Origin of the sequence: Paraburkholderia nemoris, assembly GCF_905221015.1 — a bacterium.
GTDB classification, from domain to species: domain Bacteria; phylum Pseudomonadota; class Gammaproteobacteria; order Burkholderiales; family Burkholderiaceae; genus Paraburkholderia; species Paraburkholderia nemoris.
In genome coordinates, this window is the sequence record NZ_CAJNBO010000023.1 from 37,842 (window position 1) to 64,526 (window position 26,685).

At 62.2% G+C, this 26,685-nt stretch carries 24 protein-coding genes; 8 read left to right on the forward strand and 16 right to left on the reverse strand.

Annotated features, from left to right (window positions below; genetic code table 11):
• Positions 1-26 precede the first annotated feature (26 nt).
• Positions 27-572 (forward strand): hypothetical protein, encoded by a 546-nt coding sequence (locus KHO33_RS29860; protein ID WP_054040553.1) that lies wholly within the window; start codon positions 27-29, stop codon positions 570-572.
• A gap of 74 nt (positions 573-646) precedes the next feature.
• Here the strand turns inward: KHO33_RS29860 and KHO33_RS29865 are convergent, their stop codons facing one another.
• Positions 647-1,312 carry a hypothetical protein gene (locus tag KHO33_RS29865; protein ID WP_054040612.1) on the reverse strand — a complete coding sequence of 222 codons (666 nt, stop codon included), beginning with the start codon at positions 1,310-1,312 and terminating at the stop codon, positions 647-649.
• A 315-nt stretch (positions 1,313-1,627) separates the two neighbouring features.
• Between KHO33_RS29865 and KHO33_RS42665 the strand changes: the two genes are divergently transcribed.
• The gene (locus tag KHO33_RS42665; RefSeq protein ID WP_266212797.1) at positions 1,628-1,762 is read left to right on the forward strand and encodes a hypothetical protein; all 135 of its coding nucleotides are present in this window, start codon (positions 1,628-1,630) and stop codon (positions 1,760-1,762) included.
• A 285-nt stretch (positions 1,763-2,047) separates the two neighbouring features.
• Here KHO33_RS42665 and hutG read toward each other — a convergent pair whose 3' ends face one another.
• The 8 genes from hutG to KHO33_RS29905 form a co-directional block, all read right to left on the reverse strand.
• Positions 2,048-2,866: an N-formylglutamate deformylase gene (hutG, locus tag KHO33_RS29870; protein WP_200566495.1), complete on the reverse strand. Its 819-nt coding sequence runs from the start codon at positions 2,864-2,866 to the stop codon at positions 2,048-2,050.
• Positions 2,867-2,962: 96 nt separating this feature from the next.
• Positions 2,963-4,348, reverse strand: a complete 1,386-nt coding sequence (locus KHO33_RS29875; protein WP_054040557.1) for a formimidoylglutamate deiminase — start codon at positions 4,346-4,348, stop codon at positions 2,963-2,965.
• A 10-nt stretch (positions 4,349-4,358) separates the two neighbouring features.
• The gene (hutI, locus tag KHO33_RS29880) at positions 4,359-5,582 is read right to left on the reverse strand and encodes an imidazolonepropionase (protein ID WP_200566496.1); all 1,224 of its coding nucleotides are present in this window, start codon (positions 5,580-5,582) and stop codon (positions 4,359-4,361) included.
• Positions 5,583-5,712: 130 nt separating this feature from the next.
• Positions 5,713-6,333 (reverse strand): HutD/Ves family protein, encoded by a 621-nt coding sequence (locus tag KHO33_RS29885; protein ID WP_407946204.1) that lies wholly within the window; start codon positions 6,331-6,333, stop codon positions 5,713-5,715.
• Between the two features lie 2 nt (positions 6,334-6,335).
• Positions 6,336-8,024 (reverse strand): urocanate hydratase, encoded by a 1,689-nt coding sequence (gene hutU / locus KHO33_RS29890; protein ID WP_093646762.1) that lies wholly within the window; start codon positions 8,022-8,024, stop codon positions 6,336-6,338.
• A 92-nt stretch (positions 8,025-8,116) separates the two neighbouring features.
• Complete coding sequence (gene hutC / locus KHO33_RS29895; protein ID WP_054040559.1) at positions 8,117-8,812, reverse strand: histidine utilization repressor; 696 nt, start codon at positions 8,810-8,812, stop codon at positions 8,117-8,119.
• A 37-nt stretch (positions 8,813-8,849) separates the two neighbouring features.
• Positions 8,850-10,373 carry a histidine ammonia-lyase gene (hutH, locus tag KHO33_RS29900; protein ID WP_128576689.1) on the reverse strand — a complete coding sequence of 508 codons (1,524 nt, stop codon included), beginning with the start codon at positions 10,371-10,373 and terminating at the stop codon, positions 8,850-8,852.
• Positions 10,374-10,629: 256 nt separating this feature from the next.
• Positions 10,630-11,526, reverse strand: coding sequence for a LysR family transcriptional regulator (locus KHO33_RS29905; protein WP_200566498.1), 897 nt, complete (start codon positions 11,524-11,526; stop codon positions 10,630-10,632).
• 115 nt (positions 11,527-11,641) lie between these two features.
• Here KHO33_RS29905 and KHO33_RS29910 point away from each other — a divergent pair, with 115 nt between their 5' ends.
• Both KHO33_RS29910 and KHO33_RS29915 read left to right on the forward strand, forming a co-directional pair.
• A complete protein-coding gene (locus KHO33_RS29910) occupies positions 11,642-12,547 on the forward strand; it encodes an NAD-dependent epimerase/dehydratase family protein (RefSeq protein ID WP_200566499.1) in 906 nt (301 codons plus the stop codon).
• A gap of 180 nt (positions 12,548-12,727) precedes the next feature.
• Positions 12,728-12,910, forward strand: coding sequence for a hypothetical protein (locus KHO33_RS29915; RefSeq protein ID WP_093646755.1), 183 nt, complete (start codon positions 12,728-12,730; stop codon positions 12,908-12,910).
• Positions 12,911-12,943: 33 nt separating this feature from the next.
• On the opposite strand, the gene KHO33_RS29920 is transcribed toward KHO33_RS29915, so the two are convergent.
• Positions 12,944-14,311, reverse strand: coding sequence for an APC family permease (locus tag KHO33_RS29920; protein WP_200566500.1), 1,368 nt, complete (start codon positions 14,309-14,311; stop codon positions 12,944-12,946).
• A 179-nt stretch (positions 14,312-14,490) separates the two neighbouring features.
• Entirely contained in the window at positions 14,491-15,327 is an 837-nt protein-coding gene (locus KHO33_RS29925) for a carbon-nitrogen hydrolase family protein (RefSeq protein ID WP_200566501.1), read from the reverse strand.
• Positions 15,328-15,466: 139 nt separating this feature from the next.
• Here KHO33_RS29925 and KHO33_RS29930 point away from each other — a divergent pair, with 139 nt between their 5' ends.
• Positions 15,467-16,312, forward strand: a complete 846-nt coding sequence (locus tag KHO33_RS29930; protein WP_054040561.1) for a response regulator transcription factor — start codon at positions 15,467-15,469, stop codon at positions 16,310-16,312.
• Positions 16,313-16,340: 28 nt separating this feature from the next.
• Here KHO33_RS29930 and KHO33_RS29935 read toward each other — a convergent pair whose 3' ends face one another.
• From KHO33_RS29935 to KHO33_RS29945, 3 genes are all read right to left on the reverse strand, one after another.
• Positions 16,341-17,075 carry a DUF899 domain-containing protein gene (locus KHO33_RS29935; protein ID WP_054040563.1) on the reverse strand — a complete coding sequence of 245 codons (735 nt, stop codon included), beginning with the start codon at positions 17,073-17,075 and terminating at the stop codon, positions 16,341-16,343.
• Between the two features lie 114 nt (positions 17,076-17,189).
• Positions 17,190-17,615 carry an ArsR/SmtB family transcription factor gene (locus tag KHO33_RS29940; RefSeq protein WP_054040565.1) on the reverse strand — a complete coding sequence of 142 codons (426 nt, stop codon included), beginning with the start codon at positions 17,613-17,615 and terminating at the stop codon, positions 17,190-17,192.
• A 244-nt stretch (positions 17,616-17,859) separates the two neighbouring features.
• A complete protein-coding gene (locus tag KHO33_RS29945; RefSeq protein ID WP_054040567.1) occupies positions 17,860-19,242 on the reverse strand; it encodes an NCS2 family permease in 1,383 nt (460 codons plus the stop codon).
• Positions 19,243-19,758: 516 nt separating this feature from the next.
• Between KHO33_RS29945 and KHO33_RS29950 the strand changes: the two genes are divergently transcribed.
• Complete coding sequence (locus tag KHO33_RS29950; RefSeq protein ID WP_054040569.1) at positions 19,759-20,736, forward strand: PRC-barrel domain-containing protein; 978 nt, start codon at positions 19,759-19,761, stop codon at positions 20,734-20,736.
• Entirely contained in the window at positions 20,733-21,986 is a 1,254-nt protein-coding gene (locus KHO33_RS29955; RefSeq protein WP_093646737.1) for an MFS transporter, read from the forward strand. Before KHO33_RS29950 ends, KHO33_RS29955 begins: the two co-directional genes overlap by 4 nt.
• Before the next feature lie 900 nt (positions 21,987-22,886).
• On the opposite strand, the gene KHO33_RS29960 is transcribed toward KHO33_RS29955, so the two are convergent.
• Both KHO33_RS29960 and KHO33_RS29965 read right to left on the reverse strand, forming a co-directional pair.
• Positions 22,887-24,242: an MFS transporter gene (locus tag KHO33_RS29960; protein ID WP_200566502.1), complete on the reverse strand. Its 1,356-nt coding sequence runs from the start codon at positions 24,240-24,242 to the stop codon at positions 22,887-22,889.
• Between the two features lie 164 nt (positions 24,243-24,406).
• Positions 24,407-25,579, reverse strand: a complete 1,173-nt coding sequence (locus KHO33_RS29965) for a M20 aminoacylase family protein (protein WP_200566503.1) — start codon at positions 25,577-25,579, stop codon at positions 24,407-24,409.
• Positions 25,580-25,697: 118 nt separating this feature from the next.
• Here KHO33_RS29965 and KHO33_RS29970 point away from each other — a divergent pair, with 118 nt between their 5' ends.
• A complete protein-coding gene (locus tag KHO33_RS29970; protein WP_200566504.1) occupies positions 25,698-26,648 on the forward strand; it encodes a LysR family transcriptional regulator in 951 nt (316 codons plus the stop codon).
• The last annotated feature ends 37 nt before the right edge of the window (positions 26,649-26,685 follow it).

The window sequence follows — 26,685 nt, forward strand, 5'->3', positions numbered from 1 at the left end:
ACTGAACGCCCGAAGGAGCACATACGATGAACATGCTGGACGACACCGTCGATTGCGGCTTTCACGCCGCCTTGAGCGCCCCGGCGCGGGCCGCCGACATCGACGCCACCGACGACCTCTACGGCTGGCTGATCGGCAGTTGGGACATGGACGTGCTGCATTACCGCGTCGACCTCGGCAACGCGCGCCGCCGCGGCGAGATTCATTTTGGCTGGGTACTGGAGGGCCGCGCCGTGCAGGACGTGTGGATCATGCCGCCCCGCCGCGAACATCACGCAGGGCCCACAGCCGCCGACACCATGTACGGCACCACGCTGCGGGTGTGGGACCCGGCGCTGCGTGCCTGGCGCGTGACCTATATGAATCCGCTGACCGGCCAGCGCGATGAACTGATCGGCCGGCGCGTCGGCAATGATCTCGTGCAGATCGGCACGCATGCCAACGGCACGCCGATTCGATGGAATTTCACCGATATCACGAGGGATTCGTTCCGCTGGACCGGCGTTGCACTGGCGCAGGATGGCGTCACGTGGACGCTCGAGGCGGAATTTCACGCGCGACGCAGGCGTTAGGCTGCGGCCGGACGATCAGGAGGTTCAACAAGCCTGCATGCAACAAAGACGCCCAACTGCACAAGCTGCAAGCTTCAATCCCCTCCCCCAATCTGCGCGAGCAAAGCCTGCAAGCGCTCCACATGCCTGAGCAGCAAATGCCGATGCTTTTCGATCTGCTCGAGCCGGCCCGCCAGGTCGGCCTGAATCGGGTCGTCGAGATCGGCGGCGGCGATCACGTCCTCCACTTTCGATCGCATCGACGCAAGCTCCACCGGCGCATGACTCAAATGCCGTTCGAAACGCCGCACGTCCTGTATCGCCAGATCGCGAACCTTGCGGAAGTGGGCCTGACGCCGATGCGCTTCGGCGTCGAGCGTCTCTTCTTCTACGCGCTTGGCCGGCGCGGTCTGGCCGAAAATCGGCTCGGGTGGCCGCAGCACCGTCTTCTTGCGCACCGGATGCGCCGTGCCGCGAAAACGCGCCAGCGGCTGTTCGTTGTCGATCGCTTCGCGTGCATTGGCCGGGATGTCATGCTCGGTATGCGACACGTTCATCCAGCCACCCGGCAAGCCGGTGACCGCCTCGATGCCGCGCACGAACTCCTCGCTGAATTCGCGCTGGCCGGACAGAATCAATTTGAGGTAGCTGGCGGAAAAGGTCATCATGCGCGCGAGACGCGTCGCGGCGCCGACCTCGCGGGTCAGCAGCACCAGGTTCGCTCGCCAGACCGGGAGTAGCAATTCGTCGGAATCTTCCATCGCTGGGTCTTCCATCTTTTTGCCCGATGTACGGATGACGCGCTTGCACACGTCATCGTTCTGAAAGGGTAGCCGCTTCAGCACATGGGGCGCAATGCCCGCGCGCATTCCGCGACTGTCGAGGTACCGAAATGACACGCTACGGCGCGCCGCCGTCCGGGGATAAAACGCCACGAAGCCCGGCGTTTTGAGTTGACCCATGCATTCGGCCAGCGTTCCTTCGCTGCGCGCGCGATGTGTGGCATCCTTTCGAACCGTTGTGGCACGCCACGTGCTGCAGCGTTAGCACCACCACCATGATTTAAGGATTCTGTAATGAAGAAAATTGTCCTCGCCATCGCAGCAACGATCGTCGCCCTGAGCGCCGTCGCTCCCGCTCAAGCTTACGAGCACCACCGCGAATGCCACAAGGTGCGCGTCCACCATCACTGGGAACGTCGCTGCCATTGAGCGTTACACAGCGCCCCATAGCGCGCGCATCGAAAAGCCTCGCCACAAGCGGGGCTTTTTTGTAGCCGCTCCGCTTTGACGAGGCTCCGGTCAGATATTCAGCGAAACCTGCGACGCTCTATACGTTCGGCGCGAACGCCGCAGCATGCAATCACGGACACATGCTGTTACACCTTTGCGGTGTGAGCCGACGCGGTCGCGGCCTCGCGGAATGCGAAGCGCGGCGAACCGCGTGGAAAAGATGAAATGGATACCGCGGACAGCGGCGACGTCGGGCTTTCGCCGTTAAGCCGCTTTGACGCGCTCCAACGCCGTCATCACAAGTTCTTCCAGCAAAGGCTCGATCTTCGCAGCCAGCGCTTCGTCATACGCATACGGCATCTGCTCTTCCATATACGTAATCTGCGACAACTCGAGCTGGACCGCATGCACGCCCTGCGACGGCTGCCCGTACTGCCGGGTGATATACCCGCCCTTGAAGCGCCCGTTGGCGACAGCGGAATATCCGCCATGCCGTCCGACCACAGCGGCCAATTCCTCGCCCAATCCCGCCACCGCACTGGCGCCGTTCGACGTGCCGAAGTTGAAATCCGGCAGACGTCCTTCGAAAAAACGCGGCACGTGCGAGCGAATCGAATGCGCTTCCCACAGCAGCACCTTGCCGTGCCTCGCCTTCAGCTCGGCGAGTTCGCCCGTTAGCGCGTCGTGATAGGGCTTCCAGTAAGCATCGCGCCGACGCGCGACTTCGGAGTCGGTCGGCAGATGGCCGTCGAGGTACAGGGGTTCCTTGTCGAAGGTATCGACCGGCAGCAGGCCGGTGGTGTCCTGCCCCGGATAGAGATTCGCGCCGTCGGGCGGACGGTTCAGGTCGATCACATAACGCGCGTAGGTCGGCGCCAGGATCGATGCGCCCATGCGTTTCGCAAACGCGTAGAGACGGTCGAGATGCCAGTCGCAGTCGTCAGTGCGCTGCGCGACCGGCGTCATCGTTGCGGCGATATCGGCGGGGATTTGCGTGCCCAGATGCGGGATCGAAATCAGCAAGGGCAGGCTTCCCTGATGCAGCGATAGAACCGGCGGAGTAGTAGTAGACGAAGCAGTCATATCAGTCCGGAATCGATGGGATCGATAAAAATCGAAGGCTCAGCGTGTTCAGCCATTCATGCGAGCATTTCGCAACAGCCAAGGGCTGTCAGCAGTTTACTTGAGCAATTCGGCGAGCGCCCCGCGATAACACGCGTAAGCGCCCTCTTCATCACGATGGCGGCGATTGTCCACAACTTTGTCGCCGCCCGCATAGACGTCGCGAATCGGCGTCTCGCCATGTTCGCAGAATACAACGCCCGAGAGCCACGCGTTCGGCGCATGCTCGGCGATGCTCGAATGATCCGGATCGAGCACCAGCCAGTCGGCACGGCGGCCAGCTTGCAATGCACCCACTGCACGGCCGGTGGCATGCGCGCCGCCCTCGAGCGCCGCGTCGAACAGACGATCGGCCACGTGCGTGGCGTGCGCCGATGCCAGCACATTGCGCTGACGGCGTGTCAGGCGCTGGCCGTATTCGAGCAAACGCAATTCCGCCCGCCAGTCGACGCCGATATGGCTATCCGATCCGACCCCGATGCGCCCTTGCGCGTCGAGATACTCTTGCGCCGGAAAAATACCGTCGCCGAGATTCGCTTCGGTAGTCAGACACAAACCCGCGACCGCACCGCTTTTTGCGAGCGCCAGTGTTTCGTTCGCATCGACATGCGTGGCGTGCACGAGGCACCAGCGGCTGTCGACGTCGAAACGATCGAGCAGCCACTGCACCGGCCGCGCACCTTCGGTTTCGACGCAAGCGTCGACTTCGGCGGTTTGCTCGGCGATATGGATGTGAACCGGCGCGCTTCGATCGATGCCCTTCAGCAATGCGTGCAATGAATCGGCCGATACCGCGCGCAGCGAATGCGGCGCAACGCCATAGCGTAAGGCCGCGCTCTCGGGACGCGCCGCGCGCACCGTGCCGAGCAGATCGAGCAGACTCTCCGGTGTGTTGATGAAGCGCTGCTGATCTTCGCGCGGAGGGCGCGAGCCGAAACCGCTGTACTGATACAGCACGGGTAGCATCGTCATGCCAATGCCGCTCGCCGACGCGGCGTCCACTACACGTTGCGCCAGTTCCGCCTGATTCGAATAGCGGCTGCCATCCGGCGTGTGGTGCACGTAATGGAATTCGCAGACCGATGTGTAGCCCGCCTTCAACATCTCGATGTAGAGCCACTGCGCGACGGCAGCGAGCCCTTCCGGCGTGATCCGAGCGGCGAAGCGGTACATCAGATCGCGCCAGCTCCAGAAGTTGTCCGTTGCGTTCGCACGATATTCGGTCAGGCCGGCCATCGCGCGCTGAAACGCATGCGAGTGAAGATTCGGCATGCCAGGCAACACGGGGCCGGCGGCTTTTTGCACACCGTCGGGAATCGCCGCCGTATCGGGCGTCACGGATGTCAGCGTGCCGTTAGCGTCCCATTCCAGCAGCACATTGCGGCGCCAGCCGTCGGGCAGATAGGCGTGATCGGCGAATAGTGATTGTTTTGATTGCATCATCTCTCAGGCCCTAGCTCAAATCACGCCGTGTATAAACAGTCTCGCCTGCGCGCACGACTCGCGCGCACAACGGACGCCCAATCCAGTAAGCCAACTCGGCAAGCGAATCCACCGACCACACCGCGAAATCCGCTGCGCGCCCGGCTTGCAGCGAGCCATGCTGGTCTGCCTTGCCGAGTGCACGCGCCGCATGCGTGGTTACGCCTTGCAGCACTTCGGGCACGGTCATGCGGAACAACGTGGTCGCCATGTTCATCATCAGCAACAACGAGGTGGTGGGCGACGTGCCGGGATTGCTGTCGGTGGAAATCGCGATCGGCACCTGGTAGCGTCGCAGCAAATCCAAAGGCGGCAATTGCGTCTCGCGGATGAAGTAGTACGCGCCAGGCAGCAGAACGGCAACGGTGCCAGACGCTTTCATCGCGGCGACACCGGCTTCGTCGAGGAATTCAAGGTGGTCCGCGGACAGCGCATGGTGACGCGCGGCCAACGCCGTGCCGCCAGCGTTCGACAACTGCTCGGCGTGCATTTTCACCGGCAATTTGTAGCGCTCCGCGGCCTGGAACACGCGCTCGCTTTGTTCCAGAGAAAAACCGATGCGTTCGCAAAACACGTCGACGGCGTCGACCAGTCCTTCGTCGGCGAGCGCGGGCAGCATCGTGTTGCAGACTTCGTCGATGTACGCATCGGCTCTTCCCGCGAATTCAGGCGGCAAGGCATGCGCCCCGAGAAATGTCGTATAGACCGTCACCGGATAGCGCTCGCCCAACCGGCGCGCGACGCGCAGCATCTTGCGTTCGCTGGCGAGATCGAGGCCGTAGCCGGATTTGATTTCGATCGCGGTGACACCTTCGGCGAGCAGCGGTTCGAGGCGCGCGGCCGATTGGCGGAACAGCGAGTCTTCGTCGGCGGCACGCGTGGCGCGCACCGTCGAAACGATGCCCCCGCCCTGCCGCGCGATTTCTTCATAACTGACGCCCGCGAGACGCTGCGCGAATTCATCCGCACGCTGGCCGCCGTACACCAGATGGGTATGGCAATCGACGAGGCCTGGCGTCACCCACGCGCCATGCAGATCTTCGCGCGGCCATGCGGCGTAGTGAACAGGTAAGTCGGAAGCCGCACCGAGCCATGCGATCTTGCCGTCTTCAACGGCAATCGCGGCATCGGGCAGCGTGTGTTGGGGATTGCCCTGAGGGCAGAGTTTCAGGTGATGCCAGACGGTTTGCTTCATCGCTTGCTCTTTGCAGCTCTTTGCAGCTCGTTGCGTGTCTGTGGTGGTTCGCGGCGCGCTTTGCCTGGCCTTTGCCAGGTGTTTGGCAACATTCAAGCGCGCACGCGAATCGTCGTCATCGTTGCAGTGATCACGTATAGCGGATGCTGATCGCGAGCAATGCGCCCGCGCCCTCGACCACGCATGACAGCGCGTTCGGCGTGTCGATGCGCAGTGTGTCGTCGGCTTCGAGCATGCGCGGCTGACTCTCGCCACCGAGCGTGACCGAAACCGCGCCGCTTGCGCAGAACAACAGCACCACGTCGGCGGACAAAGTACGTTGCGTCGCGCCGCGCCATACCTCAGTTTCGCCCACCGCCGCACCGCGGCGGACCATCAGGTTGAAGTCGCGCGTGGCGCCGTCGACAAGGCGTGCATCGATTCGCGCTTCGCCCGCAAACTGCGCGATATCGAGCGGGTGAGTCAACGCGTACGTCTTCACGGCGTGAGCACCGGTGTCGTCGGTTTCATCGAGCAGCATGCCCGCGCCCGACAACAACACCAGCGTGCGGTCGATGCCCGCGAAGCGCGAGAACGGCCCCGCTTGCGCCACGTCGGCGATGCTGACGCGCCACGTGAATGCATCGAGGCCTGCGCCTGCGGGAGACGCCCCCACTTCGCGCGTGACGCCGCCGCCGTTCTTCCACGGCGCCGCCACGAGGTCGGCGCCGCGAATGAGCGTTGTGGTTGCCACTTTAGAGACAACCGTCACGATCAACGGCCCAGCATCGGCAGATTCAACCCTGCCTCGCGCGCCGTTTCCTGCGCGAGTTCATAGCCCGCATCCGCATGACGCATCACGCCCGTCGCCGGATCGTTGAACAGCACGCGGCCGAGGCGCTCCTTCGCAGCATCGGTACCGTCAGCGACGATCACGACGCCCGAGTGCTGGCTGAAGCCCATGCCAACGCCGCCGCCATGATGCAGCGAGACCCACGAAGCGCCGCCTGCCGTGTTCAGCAGTGCGTTGAGCAACGGCCAGTCGCTGACCGCGTCCGAGCCGTCCTTCATCGATTCGGTTTCGCGATTCGGGCTTGCCACCGAACCGGTGTCGAGGTGATCGCGGCCGATCACGATCGGCGCCTTCAGCTCGCCGTTCCGGACCATTTCGTTGAACGCCTGGCCCAGACGATAACGATCCTTCACGCCGACCCAGCAGATCCGCGCCGGCAGACCCTGGAACGCAATGCGTTCACGCGCCATGTCGAGCCAGTTGTGCAGATGCGGATCGTCGGGGATCAATTCCTTGACCTTCGCATCGGTCTTGTAGATGTCTTCCGGATCACCCGACAACGCGACCCAGCGGAACGGGCCCTTGCCTTCGCAGAACAACGGGCGGATATACGCCGGCACGAAGCCCGGGAAGTCGAAGGCGTTTTCAACGCCCATTTCCAGCGCCATCTGACGAATGTTGTTGCCGTAATCGAGCGTAGCGGCGCCGCGTTCCTGCAGCGTCAGCATCGCTTGAACCTGCTTGGCCATCGATTGCTTGGCGGGCAGCACGATACTGTCCGGCACCGTCTTCTGACGCTCGCGCCAGTCTTCGACGTTCCAGCCTTGCGGCAGGTAGCCGTGAATCGGATCGTGCGCGCTGGTCTGATCGGTCACGCAATCCGGCGTGATGCCGCGCGTCACGCATTCAGCGAAGACGTCCGCTGCGTTGCCGAGCAGGCCGATCGAGACCGGCTTGCCTGCCTTCTTCGCTTCTTCAAGCATGGCGAGCGCTTCGTCGAGCGTCGCCGCTTTCTTGTCGACGTAACGCGTCTTCAGACGGAAGTCGATACGCGTCTCGTCGCATTCCACCGCGATCATCGAGAAGCCGGCCATGGTTGCGGCCAGCGGCTGTGCACCGCCCATGCCGCCAAGACCACCCGTCAGAATCCAGCGGCCCGAAGGATCGCCGTTGAAATGCTGGTTCGCCACCGAGAAGAACGTCTCGTAGGTGCCTTGCACGATGCCCTGGCTGCCGATGTAAATCCAGCTGCCCGCGGTCATCTGCCCGTACATCATCAGGCCCTTGCGATCGAGTTCGTGGAAGTGTTCCCACGTCGCCCAATGCGGCACCAGATTCGAATTAGCCAGCAACACGCGCGGTGCGTCCGCATGCGTCCTGAACACGCCGACCGGCTTACCCGATTGAATCAGCAGCGTCTCGTTCTCTTCGAGGTCTTTCAGCGACGTGAGAATCTGATCGAAGCAATCCCAGTTGCGCGCGGCACGGCCAATACCGCCGTACACGACCAGCGCGTGCGGATGCTCGGCGACTTCCGGATCCAGATTGTTCTGGATCATCCGGTACGCGGCTTCCGCGATCCAGGTCTTGCAGGTCTTTTCCGCGCCGCGCGGTGCGCGGATCGTGCGGGTCGGGTCCAGACGCGGGTCGATGTGTTTCGGGTTGTTCATGGTGGCCCTCGGGATGCTTGAAAATGTGCGGGAGAAGTTCAGGGAAATGAGTCGGAAACGGTCTTTAAAAGCGGTCTTTAAAAGCGGCGAAATCAGAAATGTCCGGTGAAGCGATAGCGGCTGCCGGGGTGCCAGAGATTGGCGATCGAGGCGACCTGGCTTTGCGACCACGTGCGCCGATGCAGCACAAGGCACGGTTCGAGTTCATCCATCGTCAGCAGCTCGCGGGTATCCGCATCCGCAGCCAGAGCTTCGATGCGGTACTCGACGCGCTGCAACGGCGCCACCCGCACCAGATACTGATTCGGCGTGGTGTTCGTGAAGTCCTGCAAGGCGTACTCCGGCGCGACCGCCGGGTTGACCCAGCGCTCTTCGAGTTGCACCGGCTCGTCGTTTTCGAAATGCAGCACGCGTGAATGAAACACCGGACTGCCCGCGCTCACCTGCATTTCTTCGGCAAGCGCTTCGTCGGCGATGCTCGCTCCGATGTGCAGCACGTTCGCCTGATGACGATGACCACGCGCGACGATTTCGTCGGAAATACTGCGGATCGCCACCAGGGTCGATTCGTACTTGGGCCGGGCGACAAACGTGCCCGAGCCCTGCACACGCGTCAGCACCTGCTCCGAAGTCAATTCGCGCAACGCGCGGTTGACCGTCATGCGCGCCACGTTGAATTCACGGGCGAGCTCGTTTTCGGAGGGCACCTGGTCGCCTTCAGCCCATTCGCCCGCATGGATGCGGCCGAGGATGAAGTCCTTGATGCCCTGATAGGCCGGTGCGTTCATTGGCTTGATTGGCGTGCTTGAAACGTGGTGTTCGAGCTTACTGCTCGGACGCGAACGAGAACGGGCTCAGCTTCGCGATCGTGCCGTTCTGCACGAGACGCGTAACGGCCGCGATATCCGGTGCGAAATAGTGATCGAGCTCGTAATGCGCGACGTCCTTGCGCACTGCGTCCATCACTTTCTGCAGGCTCGGGCTGGTCTTGTGCGGCGCGCGCAGATCGACGCCTTGCGCGGCAGCGAGCAGCTCGATCGACAGAATGTTCGCGACGTTTTCAGCGATGTCGCCAAGCTTGCGCGCAGCGAACGTCGCCATCGAAACGTGGTCTTCCTGGTTCGCGGACGTCGGCAGCGAATCGACCGAAGCCGGATGCGCGAGCGTCTTGTTCTCGGAGGCGAGTGCCGCGGCCGTCACGTGAGCGATCATGAAGCCGGAGTTCACACCGCCATCGCGCACGAGGAACGGCGGCAGGCCCGACAGCGTCGCGTCGATCAGCAGCGCGATGCGGCGTTCGGCCAACGCGCCGATTTCCGCGACCGCGAGCGCGAGGTTGTCAGCGGCAAATGCGACCGGCTCAGCATGGAAATTGCCGCCCGACAGCACTTCGCCCGTGTCCGGGAAAATCAGCGGATTGTCGGAGACGGCGTTCGCTTCGATCAGCAGCACGTCGGCTGAATGGCGCATCTGGTCCAGACACGCGCCCATCACTTGCGGCTGGCAGCGCAGGCTGTACGGGTCCTGAACCTTGTCGCAATCGGCGTGCGAGACATTGATGCCCGAGCCTTGCAACAGCGAACGGTAGGCCGTTGCCGCGTCCGTCTGGCCCTGATGGCCGCGCAGTTCGTGAATGCGCGCGTCGAACGGCTTGACCGAACCCGCTGCTGCATCCACCGACAACGCGCCCGCCACCAGTGCGGTGCGGAACAGGTCTTCGATCGCGAACATGTTGTAGAGCGCGAGCGCGGTCGAGGCTTGCGTGCCGTTCAGCAGCGCCAAACCTTCCTTCGCTTGCAGCGTGAGCGGCTTCAGGCCAACCAGCGCGAGGCCTTCGGTAGCCGGCATGCGTTCGCCCTTCGCGAACACTTCGCCGACGCCCAGCAGGGTTGCCGACATATGCGCGAGCGGCGCGAGGTCGCCCGATGCGCCGACCGAGCCCTTGACCGGAATCACCGGCAGCACGTCGGCGTTGTACAGCGTGATCAGCGCTTCCATCACTTCGCGGCGGATGCCCGAGTGGCCGCGGCCGAGGCTCGACAGCTTCAGCGCGATCAACAGACGCACGACCGGACGCGACATCGGCTCACCGACGCCGACCGCGTGCGACAGCACCAGATTGCGCTGCAGCAGCTCGAGCTGGTCATGCGGAATGTGCGTGCTGGCGAGGCGCCCGAAACCCGTGTTGATGCCGTATGCCGGCTCGCCCTTCGCGGCGATATCGGCGACGGCTTTGGCGCAGGCGTCGATGGCGGCGTGGCTGGCGGGATCGAGCTGCAGCGCGACGTGCTCGCGAGCGATCTGGCGCAGTTGCGGGAGGGTCAGGTAGCCGGGCTTCAGAATCATCATGGTGTTGTGTCCTGTCTTGTCTATACAATTCAAGATGAAGTCTAGCGGCGTCGGCTTGTATATACAACTTATTTTTTCAAGCTCGGGCCTGGGAGTTTCCATTAGAGCTGGGAGCTTACGTGGCATGCATATCGCTTGAGCCGGGGATTTCGGGTGTCAGCGCGCCGCGTCGCATTTGCTCGTCGCAACAAACAACTTGTATATACACGTTCAAAATACAGAGCGGCAAGCGGACAAAAAAACTCGACGCGATTCGCTACAACCTCACCCGCGCCGCCATGAAATCCAGGAAACACTGCACGCGCCCCGCCAGCGACGCGCTCTGGTAATACACCGCACTCACCGGCTGCCGCTCATCCACCAGCACGTTGCCGAGAATCGGCACCAGCCGCTCTTCGCGCACGTCAGCCGCGGTCATGAAGTCGGCGAGACAGGCGATGCCCCATCCCGACAGCGCGAGCTGCCGCAAGGTCTCGCCGCTCGATGCGGTGATCGCCGGTTCGATCTTCAGCGTCTCGGACTTGCCCTTTCCAGCCGCCCGCAACGGCCAGCGATTCAGATGCTCCGGCGCCGTGAAGCCGATCAGACGGTGCGAGCGCAGCGCTTCCACCGACCGCGGCTCGCCGTATTCGGCCAGATACGCCGGACTCGCGAGCACCCGCAGCTTGCTACTGCCCAGGGTGCGTGCATGCAGGGTCGAATCCTGCAATGCGCCGATGCGGATCGCGATATCCACCTTCTGTTCTAGCAGATCGACGATCCGCTCGTTGCTCGTCAACTCCAGACGAATCTCCGGATACAGCGCTGAAAACGCTTTCATATGGGGCGCCACGCAATGAAGCATGAACGGTGACGCCGCATCGACACGCAAGCGCCCCGAGGGCCGCTCGCGTCCACGCGTGACGGATTCCTCGGCCTCTTCCATGGCGTCGAGAATCGCCCGCGCCCGTCGCAGGAACGCTTCGCCCTCTTCGGTCAGTTGCAAACGGCGCGTGGTGCGCCTCACCAGCGCGGTGTCGAGTTTCTTTTCGAGGCGAGTGAGGGCGCGGCTCACGCCGGAGACGGTCTGCTCCAATTTCTCGGCCGCCGCGGTGATCGAACCGCAGTCGATCACCGTCGCGAACACCAGTAATTCGTCGGTGGAAGTCTTCATTATTGATTTCAAATCAAGATTGATTTGAGACTAACACGCTTTTTGCGAGAATCAAGACGGCGGATACTGCGTCCATGTCATCGTATTTCCGATGTTTCCACCTTAGGAGAACGTCTTGAAGATTTTCATTACTGGCGCAAGCGGCTTTATTGGCGGCTCGATCGCGGCGCACCTCGTGCGCGCCGGCCACCATGTGCGCGGTTTGATCCGCAAGCCCGAACACAGCGCTGAATTGCAACGCCTCGGTATCGAACCCGTGATCGGCACGCTCGACGACCGCGAACTGCTGATCGCCGAAGCCAAAGCCGCCGACGCGGTCATCAACGCCGCGAGCAGCGACCATGAAGGCGCAGTGAAAGCGCTGATCGACGGCCTGGCCGGCTCCGGCAAGCCGTTTCTGCATACGAGCGGCTCGAGCATCGTCGGCGATGCATCGGGCGGTGAAGCGGGCGAAGCACGCATCTATCACGAGGACGCCCTGCCCGAGCCGACCGCGGACAAAGCGGCACGCGTCGCCATCGATCAACTCGTACTCGACGCGGCGCAGCAGAACATCCGCTCGGCGGTGTTGTGCAATACGCTGATCTATGGCCACGGCGACGTGCCGGGCAGCGCAAGCGTGCAACTGCCGCGACTCGTGCGCCAAGCGCAAAAGAGCGGCGTGGTGCGGCATGTGGGCAGCGGCGGCAACATCTGGTCGAACGTGCATATCGGCGACGTCGCCGAACTCTATCGCCTTGCGTTGGAGAAGACGCCGGCGGGCACCTTCTACTTCGTCGAAAGTGGCGAAGCGTCGTTTCGTGACATGAGCGCCGCGATCGCCCGCGTGATGAAACTGGGCGAGGCGCAAGACTGGCCGCTCGCAGACGCGCAGAAGGAATGGGGTTACGAAATGGCTTCGTACGGGCTCGGTTCAAACAGCCGCGTGCGTGGTGAGCGTGCGCGCAAACTGCTCGGCTGGCAGCCCAAACGCACGTCGGTGATCGACTGGATCGAGCACGACATGATGGCCGCCAAGTGAGCTCCTTCGGGGTTTAACCCAAGTGGGCTTCCTTCGGGCCGTAAGCCGAGGGGACTCCCTCCGGGGCGTAATCCATGTAAGCCCAGGCGTAGCAAATCCGTAAGCTCAACTCGCTAGAATCCGGCTCACGTAATAGCGCGATCCGACGATACGAGTCGCGCGTAAGCCCGGATTTGATCGATGACCTTGGCGTTGAATTTCGACTGGCTGACCAACCTGCTGGCGATTATTTTCGTCGTAGCGTGCTTATACGATGCACGCTACGACGAGTACGGCACGTTGACGCTGTCCGCGGCCGTGATGAGCCTGATCGTGATGGCGATCGAACTGTTCCTCAAACCCGCCTTCGACATGGCGTTGTGAGTTCGGCGCTGCGCGCGGCAGCGCCATCGGTTATCAGACCGCGACTTCCGGCGGCGCGCGGCGGAAGCAGCGCGTGATCCAGCCGAGATAGCACAGCCCCAGCACGAACCACACCGCGCCGAGCACCAGTGCGGTTTTCTCCAGACTCACCAGCAGCCAGATATCCGCAATCGCACCGGCCAGCGGGAACAGCAGGCCGCCGATCACACCCATCGCATTCGCACTGCCCTTCGCATTGAAGAACTGGCGGATCACACACAGATTGACCGCGGTGAACGCGAGAAACGCGCCGAAGTTGATAAACGAGGTCGAGGTCGCCACGTCGAGCTTCAACGCGACAAGACCGATTGCACCCGCGATCGCGATGTTCAGCGCCGGCGTCTTGAACTTCGGATGCACGAAACCGAAGATGCGCTTGGGCAAGACTTCGTCGCGTCCCATTGCATACAGCAGACGCCCCACGCTTGCCTGCGCCGAAATGCCCGAAGCGAACTGCGCGAGAATCAGGCCGGCCAGAAACACCGTCACAAAGATATCGCCACCGACTTTGCGTGCGACTTCGAACGCGGCCGAATCCGGGTCCTTGAACACCGCACCCGGATGCGCAAGTTGCACCGTGTACGCGGCGATCACGAAGATCGCGCCGCCGATCAGCGCAATCAGCACAATCGCGCGCGGCATGGTCTTTTCAGGGGCGATGGTTTCTTCAGTCAACGTCGACACCGCGTCGAAGCCGAGATACGAATAAGCGGCAATCGCGGCGCCTGCCATCGTCGCTGACAAAGGCACATGCGGCTTGAAGAACGGCTCGGCCGAAATCAGGCCGCCGGGACCGGACGCCGCAGTCACATAGTGGCAGCACAACACGACAAACAAAGCGACGATCGCGAGTTGCACGACCATCAGCACGATGTTGAAACGGTTCGCGAGTTCGATGCCGAGAATATTCAGCCCGCTCGTCAACACAATGAACGCGACGATCCAGATCCAGCTCGGAATGTTCGGAAACGCGGCGCTGAGATACGCGGCGCCGATCAGCCAGATCACCATCGGCAGGAAAAAGTAATCGAGCAAGGTGGCCCAGCCGATCATGAACCCCAGATGCGGATTGAAGCTTTTGCGCGTGTACGTGTACGCTGAGCCCGCTACCGGGAAAAGCCGCGCGAGCTTGCCGTAACTGAGCGCGGTGAACACGATCGCGATCAGGGCAATCAGATACGCGAGCGCGGCGGTGTCGCTACTGGCGGTCGCCAGCACACCGTAGGTGCCGTAGACAATCAGCGGCGCCATATAGGCGAGGCCGAATAGCAAAACCGAAGGCAGGCCGAGTGTGCGTTTCAGATGCGCGCTTTGGGGCGCGGCAGGTGCGCCGGCGCGTTCCGTGGGGGATGTCGGGGTCATGCGGTGTCTCCTCTTGCGAATGGGCGAGCGTCGTCGAGGGCGACGTTGAACGCGCCCCGGTCGGGTTTTGTCGATCAGTCTTGCAGGGTGCGCGGAAGTCGCGCCGATGATTCTTTGCTTAACGTGCTGCGCGCAGGTGTGGATGCGTGCTTATGCGCACCTACACCTGCGCGCACGCCTTAGCGCGTTCGGATCACACGCGCACGTTGCCCTTGCTCGCCGTCCAGCGTCGCGAGGTCGAGCGAAATGCGCGCGTCATGCAGATAACGATAATGCTCACGCGCGGCTTCGAGACGCGCGGGATCGAGCGTGGCGCGCAGGATCGTTTCTTCGTGACCGGCGTCGCACACCACGTCGCCTAACGGATCGATCAGCGCCGATTCGCCGGGGAAGGTGAGATTGTCGTCGCCCGAACCGATGCGATTCACAAGCGCCGCGAACATCTGATTCTCCATCGCACGCGCCACGATTGCGCGGCGATGCACCGGCCCGAACGGGTCCATATTGCCGTTCGTCACGATCAGCAGATCGGCGCCGAGCGAGGCAACGGCGCGCGCCGTTTCCGGAAATTCGATGTCGTAGCAGACCAGCAGGCCAACGGTCAGGCCCTTGAAGCTGCATACCTCGTAACGGTCGCCGGGTTCGAATACGCCGACGTCCGACGCCCACAGATGCGTCTTGCGATAGCGCAGCGCGATCTCGCCGCGTTCGTCGACCAGCAGCGTGGTGTTGAAAAAGCGGCTGCCGTCACGCTCGGCGAGACCGACCGCCACCGCAACCCGTGCTTCGCGCGCCGCGTTGCGCACAGCGGTGAGCGACGGCCCGTCAATCGGTTCGGCCACGTCCGCGATGGTGTCGCGCGTCGGAAAGCCCGACAGCGTGGTCTCCGGAAACACGATCAGATCGGTTCCGGCCGCGCGTTGACCGATGGTTTGCAGCACGCGTTGCACGTTTGCCCCGCCTACGCCCACGGCGCCGTCTACGATCGGGATCTGTGCCAGTTCGAGTTGAAGCATTTTGTCTCCTATGCTCAGCAATCTGCTTCGCGTTAAATAGCGGCTGTTGTCAGGCGCCCGCGTTTCAGGTTGGGCCTATTATTACCAGACATATTTTTGACCGTAATCACCCGGCAGGGTTACCCTCAACGGAGCACGCATGGAACTCGAATGGCGCGATCTGGCCTTTCATCGCGAGATCGGCGCGGTTATCGAAGCACTCGACAGCGCTCAATTCTGGACTCGCCTCACACGCGCGCTCGAACGCTATGTCGTGTTCGACAACTGGGTGGCCTTGCGCTTCACACCTGGCATGGCGCCGCTCGTCTGCGCAGAATCGCCCACACCGGACGGCACGGTGGACGTGATGTTTCAGGACTATCTCGCCGCGCTCTATCAACTCGATCCGTTCTATATCGCCGCGACCGAGAAGCCCGCATCGGGTTTCGTCACGCTGGCGGACGTCGCGCCCGACAACTTCTCGATGACCGACTACTACCAGCGGTACTTCAGGAAAAACATCGTCGGCGATGAAGTGCATTTCAACTACATGATAGACGCGAGGCATACGCTGGCGTTCTCGCTGGGCGCAACGCAGCGCTATGGCGAGCGCGATCTGGCGGTGCTCGCGCTCTGTGCGCCATGGATGATCGCGCTGCTGCGGCAGCGCTTGCCCTATGAGAAGTTCGATGCGCCGGAGTCGGCCTCGAACGAGGCCGTGACGCAAGCAGCGATCAATACGGGTGCCCCAGCGGACGCGCCCACCTATGCCGCGCGTTTCGAGCAGGTGTCGTCGGTGGGCGGGCGCTCGTCACTCACCGCACGCGAAGTGGAAGTGGCGATGCTGACCTTGAGCGGATTTTCAACGCGCGCCATCGCAGAGAAACTGACGATCTCGTTCGAGACGGTGCGCGCGCACAAGAAGCACATCTATACGAAGCTCAACGTCAACTCGCAATCGGAGTTGTTCGCGCTGTTTTATGAAGCGGGACGCAAAGGGGCATGACGTCCCGCTTATTCCTGGCCGGCGCGCGTCAATGGTTGCACGCGGCGCAACCGCCCGCCTTCTCCTCATAGCGATCGTGATGCTTGAGCCATTCGCCCATATTCTTCTTCTCCTCGCGGCCCTTCGGCACCACGTCGAGATGCGCGTACGCGCTGAGGAACTGCTCGCCGCCGCGTCCGTAGGTGGAATACGTGTGATAGACGTCGCCCGCTGGGTCCTTGTAGAACACGCTGTGACCGGGTAGCTCGTCGATGCCGACATCCTGCTCGGTGAAGTTGTAGAACCCCTTCTTACTGGCGATCTCCTCCGGCGTGAACGACACGTGATAGTCGAAATTGAAGTCGCTCTCATTCGACGACACCCACGGAAACTTCCAGCCCATGCGTTTTTTGAAGGCCTCGATCTTCGCAAGCGGCCCACGCGAGACCGCCACGTAGGACACGTCGTGATGTTCAAGATGCGTCAGGATGCCGTCCATGTGATCCGACACGAACGAGCAACCGAAACAACCCTCTTCCCAATCCGGGCCGAACATGAAGTGATAAACGATCAACTGGCTACGGCCGCCGAACAGATCGGCGAGTGTTTTGGGGCCCTGCGGCGTTTCGAATACATAGGTCTTCTCGACCTTCACCCAAGGCAGCGCTCGGCGTTTGCGGGCAAGTTCATCGCCTGCGCGTGTGTACGCTTTCTCTTCGACCAATAGCGCCTTACTGGCGGCCAGCCATTCTTCCCGGGTACCGATACGGTGTTGCGGATCCATGTGCGTCTCCTTCTCTGCGTCATACAGGTTAGATAGAGCAAATCACGCGAATTCAGGCGAGGTAGCGTTCCAGCGCATCGAGGCCATGGCTCCAGCCGGCCGGATGCATCCATGTCACGAATTGCGCCGCTTCCGTAGAGACGCGGCAGACTTTCGCGGGCGCGGCGTCGTGACGACGCTGGTGGGCGTGGTTGGGTTTGGCGGACATGGCGGTTCCTCTTCGACGAAAGCAGCAAGACGATCGAGTGATTCGGACCAGAAGCGCTGATAGCGGGTAAGCCATTCCATGGCTTCCTCCATCGGTCCGGCTGACAGGCGGCACGCCACCGTGCGGCCGGTTTTGCTGCGCGTGATGAGACCGGCGTCAGACAACACGTCGAGGTGTTTCATCACCGCGGGCAAGGACATCGCAAACGGCTCGGCGAGTTCGCTGACCGACAGATCGTTCAGTTGCGACAGACGCGCGAGCAACGCACGCCGCGTCGGATCGGACAGCGCGGCAAAGGTGCGATCGAGTAACGTTTCATTAAACTTAACCATGAGGTTAAGTATAGAAACACGCGTGAGGATGTCAAGGACAGGTGCGCACTTTTCTCAAAGCGTGCAAGAAGCGGCAGGTGCGAAGGGGATACTGAAAAAAGATACGCGGCGCATCGCAGATCGAACCCTGCGATACGCCGCGTCAAGGTGGAGAACAACCGACTACACGTTCGAGCGAGGCGGCGAGGAAAGTCCGCCCTACTCTCGCGTTACAGCAAACCGCGTAAAACGCAATGCGGCAGAATCAGATCGCCCAACCGCCGAGATAGAAGCCGACCAGCACGACAGCGATGACAACCGTGCCCACGTTCAGCTTGCGATACTCGCCGCTCACCACGCGGCCGATCACCAGCGTCGCGAAGCCGAGCATGATGCCCGTCACGATGTTGGCGGTCAGCACGATGAACACGGCGCACATCAGGCCCGACATCGCGTCGACCATATCGTCCATGTGCAGCTTGCTCACGTTCGAGAGCATCAGCAAACCAACGTACATCAGCGCCGGGGCCGTTGCATACGAAGGCACGAGACTGGCCAGCGGCGAGAAGAACATCACCACGAGGAACAGCAAGCCGACCACCGCTGCGGCCATACCCGTCTTCGCGCCGGCTGCAACGCCAACCGTCGATTCGATATACGCAGCCGCCGGTGCGCCACCGAGCAGGCCCGAGAAAATCGAACTCAGCGAATCCGCCGTCAGCGCACGACCGCCGTTGATGATGCGGCCGTTTCCGTCGAGTTGACCGGCTTGTCCGGCGACGGCGCGAATCGTGCCGGTTGCGTCGAACACGGCCGTCATCACGAGTGCCAGCACGCTAGGCAGGACCGCCATCGAGAGCGCGCCCTTGATGTCCATCGCGCCGATCAGCGAAGCATGGCCCGGTGCGCTCAGCGAAGGCACCGCAAACACGCCGTGGAACACCACCGCCGGATCGATTGCGAGCGCAATCAACGAGATCACGACGATCACGATCAGGATCGAACCCGGCACGCGACGGCGCACCAAACCGAAGATCGCCGCCAGACCCGCCACCGACATGATCGCCGGCAATGCCGTGATGTTGCCCAGGGCCACCGGCAAACCGGCGCCCGGATTCTTGACGACCAGACCTACGTCGTTCGCGGCGATCAGGAGCAGGAACAGGCCGATGCCGATCCCCGTGCCGTGCGCGATACCCGTCGGCAGATTGCGCAGAATCCACGAACGCACGCCCGTTACCGAGATCCCGGTGAATACCACGCCCATCAGGAACACTGCACCGAGCGCGACGTTCGGATGTAGACCTTTACCGAGCACGAGGCCGAACGCGGTGAACGCAGTCAGCGAAATCGCGCAGCCGATGGCGATCGGCAGACGCGCCCACACACCCATCAGCAGCGAACCGAAGGCGGTCGTCAGACATACGGCGACAAACACCGCACTCGTGTCGAAGCCCGCTTTGCCGAACATGCCCGGCACGACGAACACGGAATAGACCATCGCGAGGAAGGTCGTGATGCCCGCAACAATTTCCGTACGCTGCGAGCTGCCGCGTGAAGAGATTTCGAAGTAGCGGTCGAGAAAGCCCTTTCCGTCGAATGATTCGGCGCCGACTTCAGAAATCGGTTGGGCGTGGGGTTCCATCATGATGAGTGCCTCCTTTATCAGCGTGCTGAAACGGCCCGGTTTCCGGCCGCCATCAGGTTCGTCTCGTTGCGTTGATCTAATGTGGTGTGGCAAGGTTTGAACGTCGGCTGGCGATGCGTCAGACAACCCGCATGCTCCGTTCTTCTTTTGCTGTCCCGAAATGTAGGGCAACACAAATATGTCTCCCATCGCATGAATGGCATGCTCGACATGTCGCGATGCTTATATCGTTTAAGGGACGGCAAACCATGGGGACGCCCCGCGCGTTTACACCTACGGTTTGTCATCGAGTCGTGAAAGGGTTTTGAGGGTTCAGCGCGCAAAAACGGGCTTACGTCGCGGCCGGAAGTGCCCAACGCGGCATGAATCGTGCGCCGCGGACACCTGTCAGAAAGCCTGCAAAACCGGGCCGCCCCGGCGCCGCGGGTTACACTCTGGCCCTTACCTGAGTTAAAGCGTGACTTAACTGCGGCGGTCCACAGCGCCCGTCCGCACTGGCCCATGGAGTCCTTCTTGATGAGCGGCGGTTTTTCGCGTCCTGCCTGGCGTCTTCTGCTTCTTGCTGTGTTCGCGCTATTCGCGCTGTCCGGTTGCAGCCTGCTGTGGGGCCCGCAACAGGCGCCGATTGTCGACGCCACGGTGATGCCCGTCGAACCCGCGAGCGCGCCCGTAGCCGCCTCCGCGCCGGAACCCGCCGAGACTGAAGCGGCCGAGCCCGAACAGCCGAAGAAGCCCAAGAAACCGATCGTCAAGCCACGCAAGGTCGAACCTCCGCCGCCGGTGGCCACGCCCGCGCCGCCGCCGCCCGCGCCCGCGCCGCTGATCGTGCTGCGCACGATCGAGCGCAGCGAGGCGCGCGCCCTGCTCGATAGCGAAGTGCAGAAGCCTGACGGCAAAGTGGTGGGCCGCGCGGTCGATCTGATCGCCGATGCGAGCGGCAAACCGCGCGAAATCGTGGTCAATCTGCAGGGTTTCCTCGGCGTCGGCGATCGCAAGGTCAATTTCCCGTGGAACGCGTTCCGCTTCACACCCACCGCGAAGACCGCGCCGATCACGCTCAACGCGACGGCCACGCCGACTCCCGCGGCGAAGTCCGCCGCCGTGCAATTGCCGCTGATCGACACCGACGTCGAGCGCTCAAACGGCGCCAAAGTCGGCCGCGTGATCGATGTGCTGATCGACGCCAATGCGCAGCCGCAAGCGGTCGTGCTCGACGTCAACGGCATGGTCAGCACCGAACGGCGCACGATTGCCGCCAACTGGTCGGCGCTACGTTTCGTCACGAAAGACAAGGAGCTGCATCCGTTGATCGATCTGAGCGATGCGCAGATCAACGCGACGCCGCCGTACGCCAACGACAAGCCGATCCGCGCGGTGTCACCCGCGCCGCCACCCGCTCCCGCCTCCGCGCCTGCTCCCGCCGCTCCCGCCACTGCGGCTTCTGCCGCGCCGGCCACAGTCACGGCGGGTTCCAATACACGGGCGGTCCGATGACAGGCCGCACTTTGGTCACCGCACGAAGTCTGCGCGCACTCGATTGGCTGAATTTTTTCGTCGCCAACGTGCAGACGGGTTTCGGGCCGTTCATTGCGTCGTATCTCGCCTCGCACAAGTGGACCCAGGGCGAGATCGGCATGGCGCTGTCCGTCGGCACTATCAGTGCGATGGTCAGCCAGGTGCCGGGCGGCGCTGCCGTCGACGCGTTGCGCAACAAGAAAGGCGCGGCTGCATGGGCGATCTTCGCGATCATCTTCAGTGCCGTGCTGCTGGCCGCGAGCCCGACGGTGCTGCCGGTGATTGCCGCCGAGGTATTCCACGGCTTTGCCAGTTGCATGCTGACGCCGGCATTGGCCGCGATCTCATTCGCTCTCGTGGGGCGCGCGAATCTGGGCGACCGGTTAGGACGTAACGCGCGCTGGGCGTCGATCGGCAGCGCCGTCGCGGCCGGATTGATGGGCGTATTCGGCGAATACTATTCGCCCCGCGCGGTGTTCTGGCTGACCGCGGCGCTGGCGGTTCCTGCGCTGTTCGCGCTGACGATGATTCAGCGTACCGACACGATCGAGCTGCCGAAAACCGGGCCGACACCGGCACAGATCGAACGACGCGAGAGTTTGCGCGAGTTGTTGCGTGACAAGCGGATGCTGTTGTTTGCGGCTTGTATCGTGCTGTTTCACTTGTCGAATGCTGCGATGCTGAATCTCGCCGCTGGCGAAGTGACGGCCGGCATGGGCGACAACGTGCAGCTCGTGATTGCCGCGTGCATCATCGTGCCGCAGGCGATTGTGGCGATGATGTCGCCATGGGTTGGTCGCTCTGCCGAGCGATGGGGACGCAGGCCGATTCTGCTGCTTGGGTTTTCGGCGTTGCCGATACGGGCGTTGTTGTTTGCCGGGATCAGCAGCCCTTATTTGCTGGTGCCGGTGCAGATGCTCGACGGCCTGAGCGCGGCCGTGTTCGGTGTGATGCTGCCGTTGATTGCCGCCGATGTTGCCGGCGGGAAGGGGCGGTATAACCTTTGTATTGGGTTGTTTGGGTTGGCTGCGGGGATTGGGGCTACTTTGAGCACGACTGCCGCTGGGTTTGTGGCGGATCATTTTGGCAATGCCGTGAGCTTTTTTGGGCTTGCGGCGGCGGGGGCACTTGCCGTGCTGCTCGTTTGGGCCGCGATGCCTGAGACGCGGGATGCGGCTGCTGGGGATGAGGCGGAGCCTTTGGGGGATGGGAAGTCGGCTGTTAGATGAGTTTTTTTGCCTGCGCGCGCTTGTTGTCTGTGTTCTTAGGCTGTTGGCCTTTCCTTGATTTGTTAGTGGTCTATTAGCGTTCCCCCTGTGCGGGGGGCACCTACTTTTCTTTGCCGCCGCAAAGAAAAGTAGGCAAAAGAAAGCGGCTCAAACCGCTAATGCTAAGTGGGCACCATTGTTTGCTTGGGGTAGTGGTGCGACTGGAATCCGTGTTCTCGCACACTCCGCGTTAGTGACAAAGGTGTCATCAGCTCCCACTCCGCACTACGTGCGTCGCGGACGGGTCTGCAGGGGAAACCACCGGCTTCGGTTGCGCGCAGTGGGGGCCGTCGGCTTCGCCTCGGCGATGCGCCCCCGCTCTCACCCCGGACACCCACTTCAAATGATATATCGGCGTTCTGCAGATATGTCGGTGTACTGAAATATGGTCCCAATCTCCGTCCCAATCGCGAGTGAAGTCACGGCTGCAGTGTCAGTGGACAGTGGCCGTTCCAATCACGATCGCGGTGGCGACGGCGGCGGCTGTGGAATGACGAGCACGATCTGGTAGTGAGACGTGGGGACCAAAACGTAGCGATCGGTTTTTGAACTGCTCTTCGGCGCGCGCAGCGCCGCCGGAAGTATGACGCCCTTGTCACAAGCGCATGCATCGGCACGAACACAGATTCCAGATGCACCACTACCGTGAGCGAGCTGCGGGACCCGCTTAGCAGGGGCTTCTAGCCGCTTTCTTTTGCCTACTTTTCTTTGCGGCGGCAAAGAAAAGTAGGTGCCCCCCCGCACAGGGGGAACGCTAATAAACCACTAACAATTCAAGGAAAGGCACCAAAGCCAGAACAAGGAAAGGCCAAAACCCTAAGAACACGGCCAAATGCCGCCGCAAAAGGCAAAAACCCAACCTCAATCTATAGCCCTACCTGCAGTCTCCCGCATAAACGGCAACGGCAACAACGACACAACCCCACACCCAATCAAATACCAGGCAGGAGCCAAATTACTCCCCGAAATCTGAATCAACCAGGTAGCAAAAAACTGCGCAAACCCACCAAAAATCGAAACCCCTAAACAATAAACAATCGACATCCCGGTAGCGCGAATCTCGCGCGGAAACATCTCCGGCAACATGACGATATTAGGCACCGCCGTAAAAGCAACAAACACAGCCAGCACCGCTACAACAGACAACAAAACAGGCACCGTAGGCGAAGCATTAATAATCATAAAAGCCGGATACACGGCAACAATCAACATCACCCGCGAAATCCACAAAACGCGTTTACGCCCCACGCGATCGGATAACGCCCCGGCAAACGGAGAGCAAATCACCGTCACCACCGCCGCGGTCCAAGCGGCCCACAATGCCGACGACATCGGCAAATGCAAGATCCGAATCGCGTAGGTCGACAGATAAAACAGCACGATGTAGTTCGCGGCCGTACCGCCAATCGTCGTCAACACACCCGTCGTGATCACGCGCGAATGCTCGCGGAACAATTTGCGAACCGGCTGTGCATCAGGCGCCTGGGCCGCCGAAACCGTCCCGTCTTCCACGCCCGGCAACGTTTCGTCCAGATGCCGCCGGATGTAAATTCCAATCGGCCCCATCGCCATGCCGATCACAAACGGCACACGCCAGCCCCAGCTCTCAAGCGCTGCAGTGGACAGCGCCGCCGCCAACGCAACACCCAGCAGCGAGCCACATACGGTGTTCAACCCCTGGCTCACGAACTGCCAGCTTCCGTAAAATCCACGCGTCTTGTCGCTGCCATATTCAAGCAGCAACGAGGTCGATGCGCCGACCTCGCCGCCCAACGCAAAGCCCTGAATCAAGCGTGCAAGGATCACCAGCAGCGGCGCAGCAATGCCGATCGCCGCGTACGTCGGCGCGAATGCGATGATCGCCGAGCCGAGTGTCATCAGCCACAGTGTGAGACTCATCGCCGCCTTGCGGCCGGCGCGGTCGGCATAGCCGCCGAGCACAATGCCGCCCACCGGACGCATGATGAATCCCACGCCGAACGTGCCGACCGCCAGCATCAGTTGCGCAAGCTGCCCTTCCACCGGGAAATACAGCTTGCCGATGATCGTCGCGAAGAAACTGTAGATCGTGAAATCGAAAAACTCGAGGCCGTTGCCAAGCGTGATCGCAGCAATCGCCTTGGCGTGGCTCGTGCGTTTGGCCGGCGGCGTGGCCGACGCGTCGCCGAGATTCAACGCGTCGGTGCCTGCGGGTTGCGGTGTAGCGGAATAGTCCATCTGTCTCTCCATGGTGTCCTTCCTGCCAATGCGCGGACCTGCGGCCTTGTGCGCCTGAAAGCGATGGACGGTCTGACTGGCCCCAACACGGCCTTGATGGCCCCGCGAGTCTTCGTGACCCTCGGAGCCTTGCACGGCCTCAGTTCAACGCGATGCCACCTGCCTCAGACGAGGAACGTCTGCGCGAGGCGCACCCAATACGCCGCGCCGGTAGCGAGGCAGTCGTCATTGAAGTCATAGCCCGGGTTGTGGACCATGCAACCGCCCTCGCCGTCGCCATTGCCGATGATCAGGTAGCTGCCCGGGCAACGCTCCAGCAGGAACGCGAAGTCTTCACTGCCGGTCAGCGGTTGCATGTCGGCGATCAAACCGTCTTCGCCGAGCCAGTCGAGCGCGACCTGCCGTGCGAGACCGGTCATCTGCGCATCGTTGACGAGCACCGGATAACGTCGTTGATAGTCCACATGCGCACGCGCGCCGAACACCGCCGCCTGTCCGCAGGCGACCGCCGTGATGCGCTCCTGCAAATAGTTGCGAACTTCGGGCTTCAACGCACGCACGGACAGACGCATCTCCGCGGTTTCAGGAATCACGTTCGGTGCTTCACCGGCGTGGATCGCGCCGACGGTGATGATCGCCATGTCGAGCGGCGCAATGTTGCGCGACACGATCGACTGCAAGGCCAGCACGATCTGCGCGCACACCACCACGGGATCGACCGCCTTGTGCGGCACCGCGCCATGACCGCCGCGGCCGGTCACCTTGATGATCACCGTATCGGACGAAGCCATGAACGAGCCCGGCAGGAAGCCGAACTTGCCGGTAGGGAAACCGGGCATGTTGTGCATCGCGAAGACCGCGTCGCACGGGAATTTGTCGAACAGGCCGTCTTCGAGCATTTTCTTCGCGCCGGCCTGACCTTCTTCTGCGGGCTGGAAAATCAGGTTCAACGTGCCGTCGAAATTCTTTTCCTGCGCCAGATGCTTGGCGGCCGCCAGCAGGATCGCCGTGTGGCCGTCATGGCCGCATGCGTGCATCTTGCCGGGGACGGTGCTCGCGTACGGCAGGCCGGTAGTCTCATGAATCGGCAGTGCGTCCATGTCGGCGCGCAGGCCGAGTTTGCGCGTGCCGCCGCCTACTTTCAGTTGCCCTACAACACCGGTCTGACCCAGCCCGCGATGCACGGTGTAGCCCCACTCCTGCAAGCGCTCGGCGACCAGGTCGCCAGTGGCGAACTCTTCGTAAGCCAGTTCAGGCTGCGCGTGAATGCGGCGGCGCAGCGCGATCATTTCGTCTTCGAGTTCGGCGATGCCCGCCGGGATGGCCATGGTGTTCACGATGTTGTCTCCGTCGATGAAAGCGTGAACCGAGCATAACCACGCCGATTTTCCAGCGGCAGGCGTAGAATCGTTGCGCCAGCAACCAGCGGTTGCCACCCACGTACGGGTTTTCCAGATGAAACTGCATCAACTCAGCACCTTAGCGGCCATTGCGGATACCGGCAGTATCCGGGCTGCCGCCCGTTCGCTCGACCTTTCGCCGGCCGCCGTGACCAAGGCCATGCGCGAACTGGAGGCCGATCTGCAAGCGCCATTGCTGGTGCGTGGCGCGAGCGGCGTCGCGTTCACGGAGTTCGGCCGCGCGCTGGTCGTGCATGCGCGGCTGGTGCTCGGTCAGTTGCAGCGCGCGGAGGCTGAGATCGAGGCGATGCGCGGCGCGGCGGCCGGCAAACTGTCGATCGGCGTCACGCCGTGGGTGGCGCTGACTTTTCTGCCGCCCACAGTGCAGCGGTTCCGGCAGCACATGCCGGAAGTCCAACTGGAATTTTTTGAGGGGCTGCTGGGCGTCGTGCAACCACGCCTGCGCGACGGCAGCCTCGACTTCTCGATCGGCCGTCCGCCGCCCGCATCGCCGCAATCGGAGTTTCACAACGTACCGCTGTTTTCAACGCATTCGGCGGTGTGCGCGCGGCGCGATCATCCGAAGGCGGGCTGCCGCACGCTGCTCGAACTGGAGGACGCCGAATGGGTGCTGAACTGGGACCCGGCAAGCCGCGAGTCGATCTCGGACAATCTGTTTCGCAAGCGCGGCATGAAGGTGCCGCATACGATCCATCTCGCGCACTCGCTCTCGGTCGTGCTCGGCCTGCTCGCACGAACGGACATGGTCAGCATTTTTCCGTGGCCGCTCGTCGAAGTGCTCATCGCAAAGGAAAACCTGTGGGCGCTGCCCTTGCGCGAGACGGTGGATGAAACCATCGTCAGCATCACCTCACGCCGCGGCGCGCCGACGAGTCCGGCCGCCACGTGTTTTCTCGAATGTTTGCGCGAAGTCGTCGACGAAGGCGCGCGCTCGCAAGACCCTGAATTGCGCCGCCTGTTTCATTCGATCGAACTGCTGCTGTAGTGATGTGCCGGGGTGACGGACCCGCGGCGCTGTAAGC

Bases quoted from the DNA above. Each gene is read 5' to 3' on its own strand.
- KHO33_RS29860 (WP_054040553.1), top strand. From the start codon at position 27: ATGAACATGCTGGACGACACCGTCGATTGCGGCTTTCACGCCGCCTTG.
- KHO33_RS29865 (WP_054040612.1), bottom strand. From the start codon at position 1,312: ATGGAAGATTCCGACGAATTGCTACTCCCGGTCTGGCGAGCGAACCTG.
- KHO33_RS42665 (WP_266212797.1), top strand. From the start codon at position 1,628: ATGAAGAAAATTGTCCTCGCCATCGCAGCAACGATCGTCGCCCTGAGC.
- hutG (WP_200566495.1), bottom strand. From the start codon at position 2,866: ATGACTGCTTCGTCTACTACTACTCCGCCGGTTCTATCGCTGCATCAG.
- KHO33_RS29875 (WP_054040557.1), bottom strand. From the start codon at position 4,348: ATGATGCAATCAAAACAATCACTATTCGCCGATCACGCCTATCTGCCC.
- hutI (WP_200566496.1), bottom strand. From the start codon at position 5,582: ATGAAGCAAACCGTCTGGCATCACCTGAAACTCTGCCCTCAGGGCAAT.
- hutU (WP_093646762.1), bottom strand. From the start codon at position 8,024: ATGAACAACCCGAAACACATCGACCCGCGTCTGGACCCGACCCGCACG.
- hutC (WP_054040559.1), bottom strand. From the start codon at position 8,812: ATGAACGCACCGGCCTATCAGGGCATCAAGGACTTCATCCTCGGCCGC.
- hutH (WP_128576689.1), bottom strand. From the start codon at position 10,373: ATGATGATTCTGAAGCCCGGCTACCTGACCCTCCCGCAACTGCGCCAG.
- KHO33_RS29905 (WP_200566498.1), bottom strand. From the start codon at position 11,526: ATGAAGACTTCCACCGACGAATTACTGGTGTTCGCGACGGTGATCGAC.
- KHO33_RS29915 (WP_093646755.1), top strand. From the start codon at position 12,728: ATGACCTTGGCGTTGAATTTCGACTGGCTGACCAACCTGCTGGCGATT.
- KHO33_RS29920 (WP_200566500.1), bottom strand. From the start codon at position 14,311: ATGACCCCGACATCCCCCACGGAACGCGCCGGCGCACCTGCCGCGCCC.
- KHO33_RS29925 (WP_200566501.1), bottom strand. From the start codon at position 15,327: ATGCTTCAACTCGAACTGGCACAGATCCCGATCGTAGACGGCGCCGTG.
- KHO33_RS29930 (WP_054040561.1), top strand. From the start codon at position 15,467: ATGGAACTCGAATGGCGCGATCTGGCCTTTCATCGCGAGATCGGCGCG.
- KHO33_RS29935 (WP_054040563.1), bottom strand. From the start codon at position 17,075: ATGGATCCGCAACACCGTATCGGTACCCGGGAAGAATGGCTGGCCGCC.
- KHO33_RS29940 (WP_054040565.1), bottom strand. From the start codon at position 17,615: ATGGTTAAGTTTAATGAAACGTTACTCGATCGCACCTTTGCCGCGCTG.
- KHO33_RS29945 (WP_054040567.1), bottom strand. From the start codon at position 19,242: ATGATGGAACCCCACGCCCAACCGATTTCTGAAGTCGGCGCCGAATCA.
- KHO33_RS29950 (WP_054040569.1), top strand. From the start codon at position 19,759: ATGAGCGGCGGTTTTTCGCGTCCTGCCTGGCGTCTTCTGCTTCTTGCT.
- KHO33_RS29955 (WP_093646737.1), top strand. From the start codon at position 20,733: ATGACAGGCCGCACTTTGGTCACCGCACGAAGTCTGCGCGCACTCGAT.
- KHO33_RS29960 (WP_200566502.1), bottom strand. From the start codon at position 24,242: ATGGACTATTCCGCTACACCGCAACCCGCAGGCACCGACGCGTTGAAT.
- KHO33_RS29970 (WP_200566504.1), top strand. From the start codon at position 25,698: ATGAAACTGCATCAACTCAGCACCTTAGCGGCCATTGCGGATACCGGC.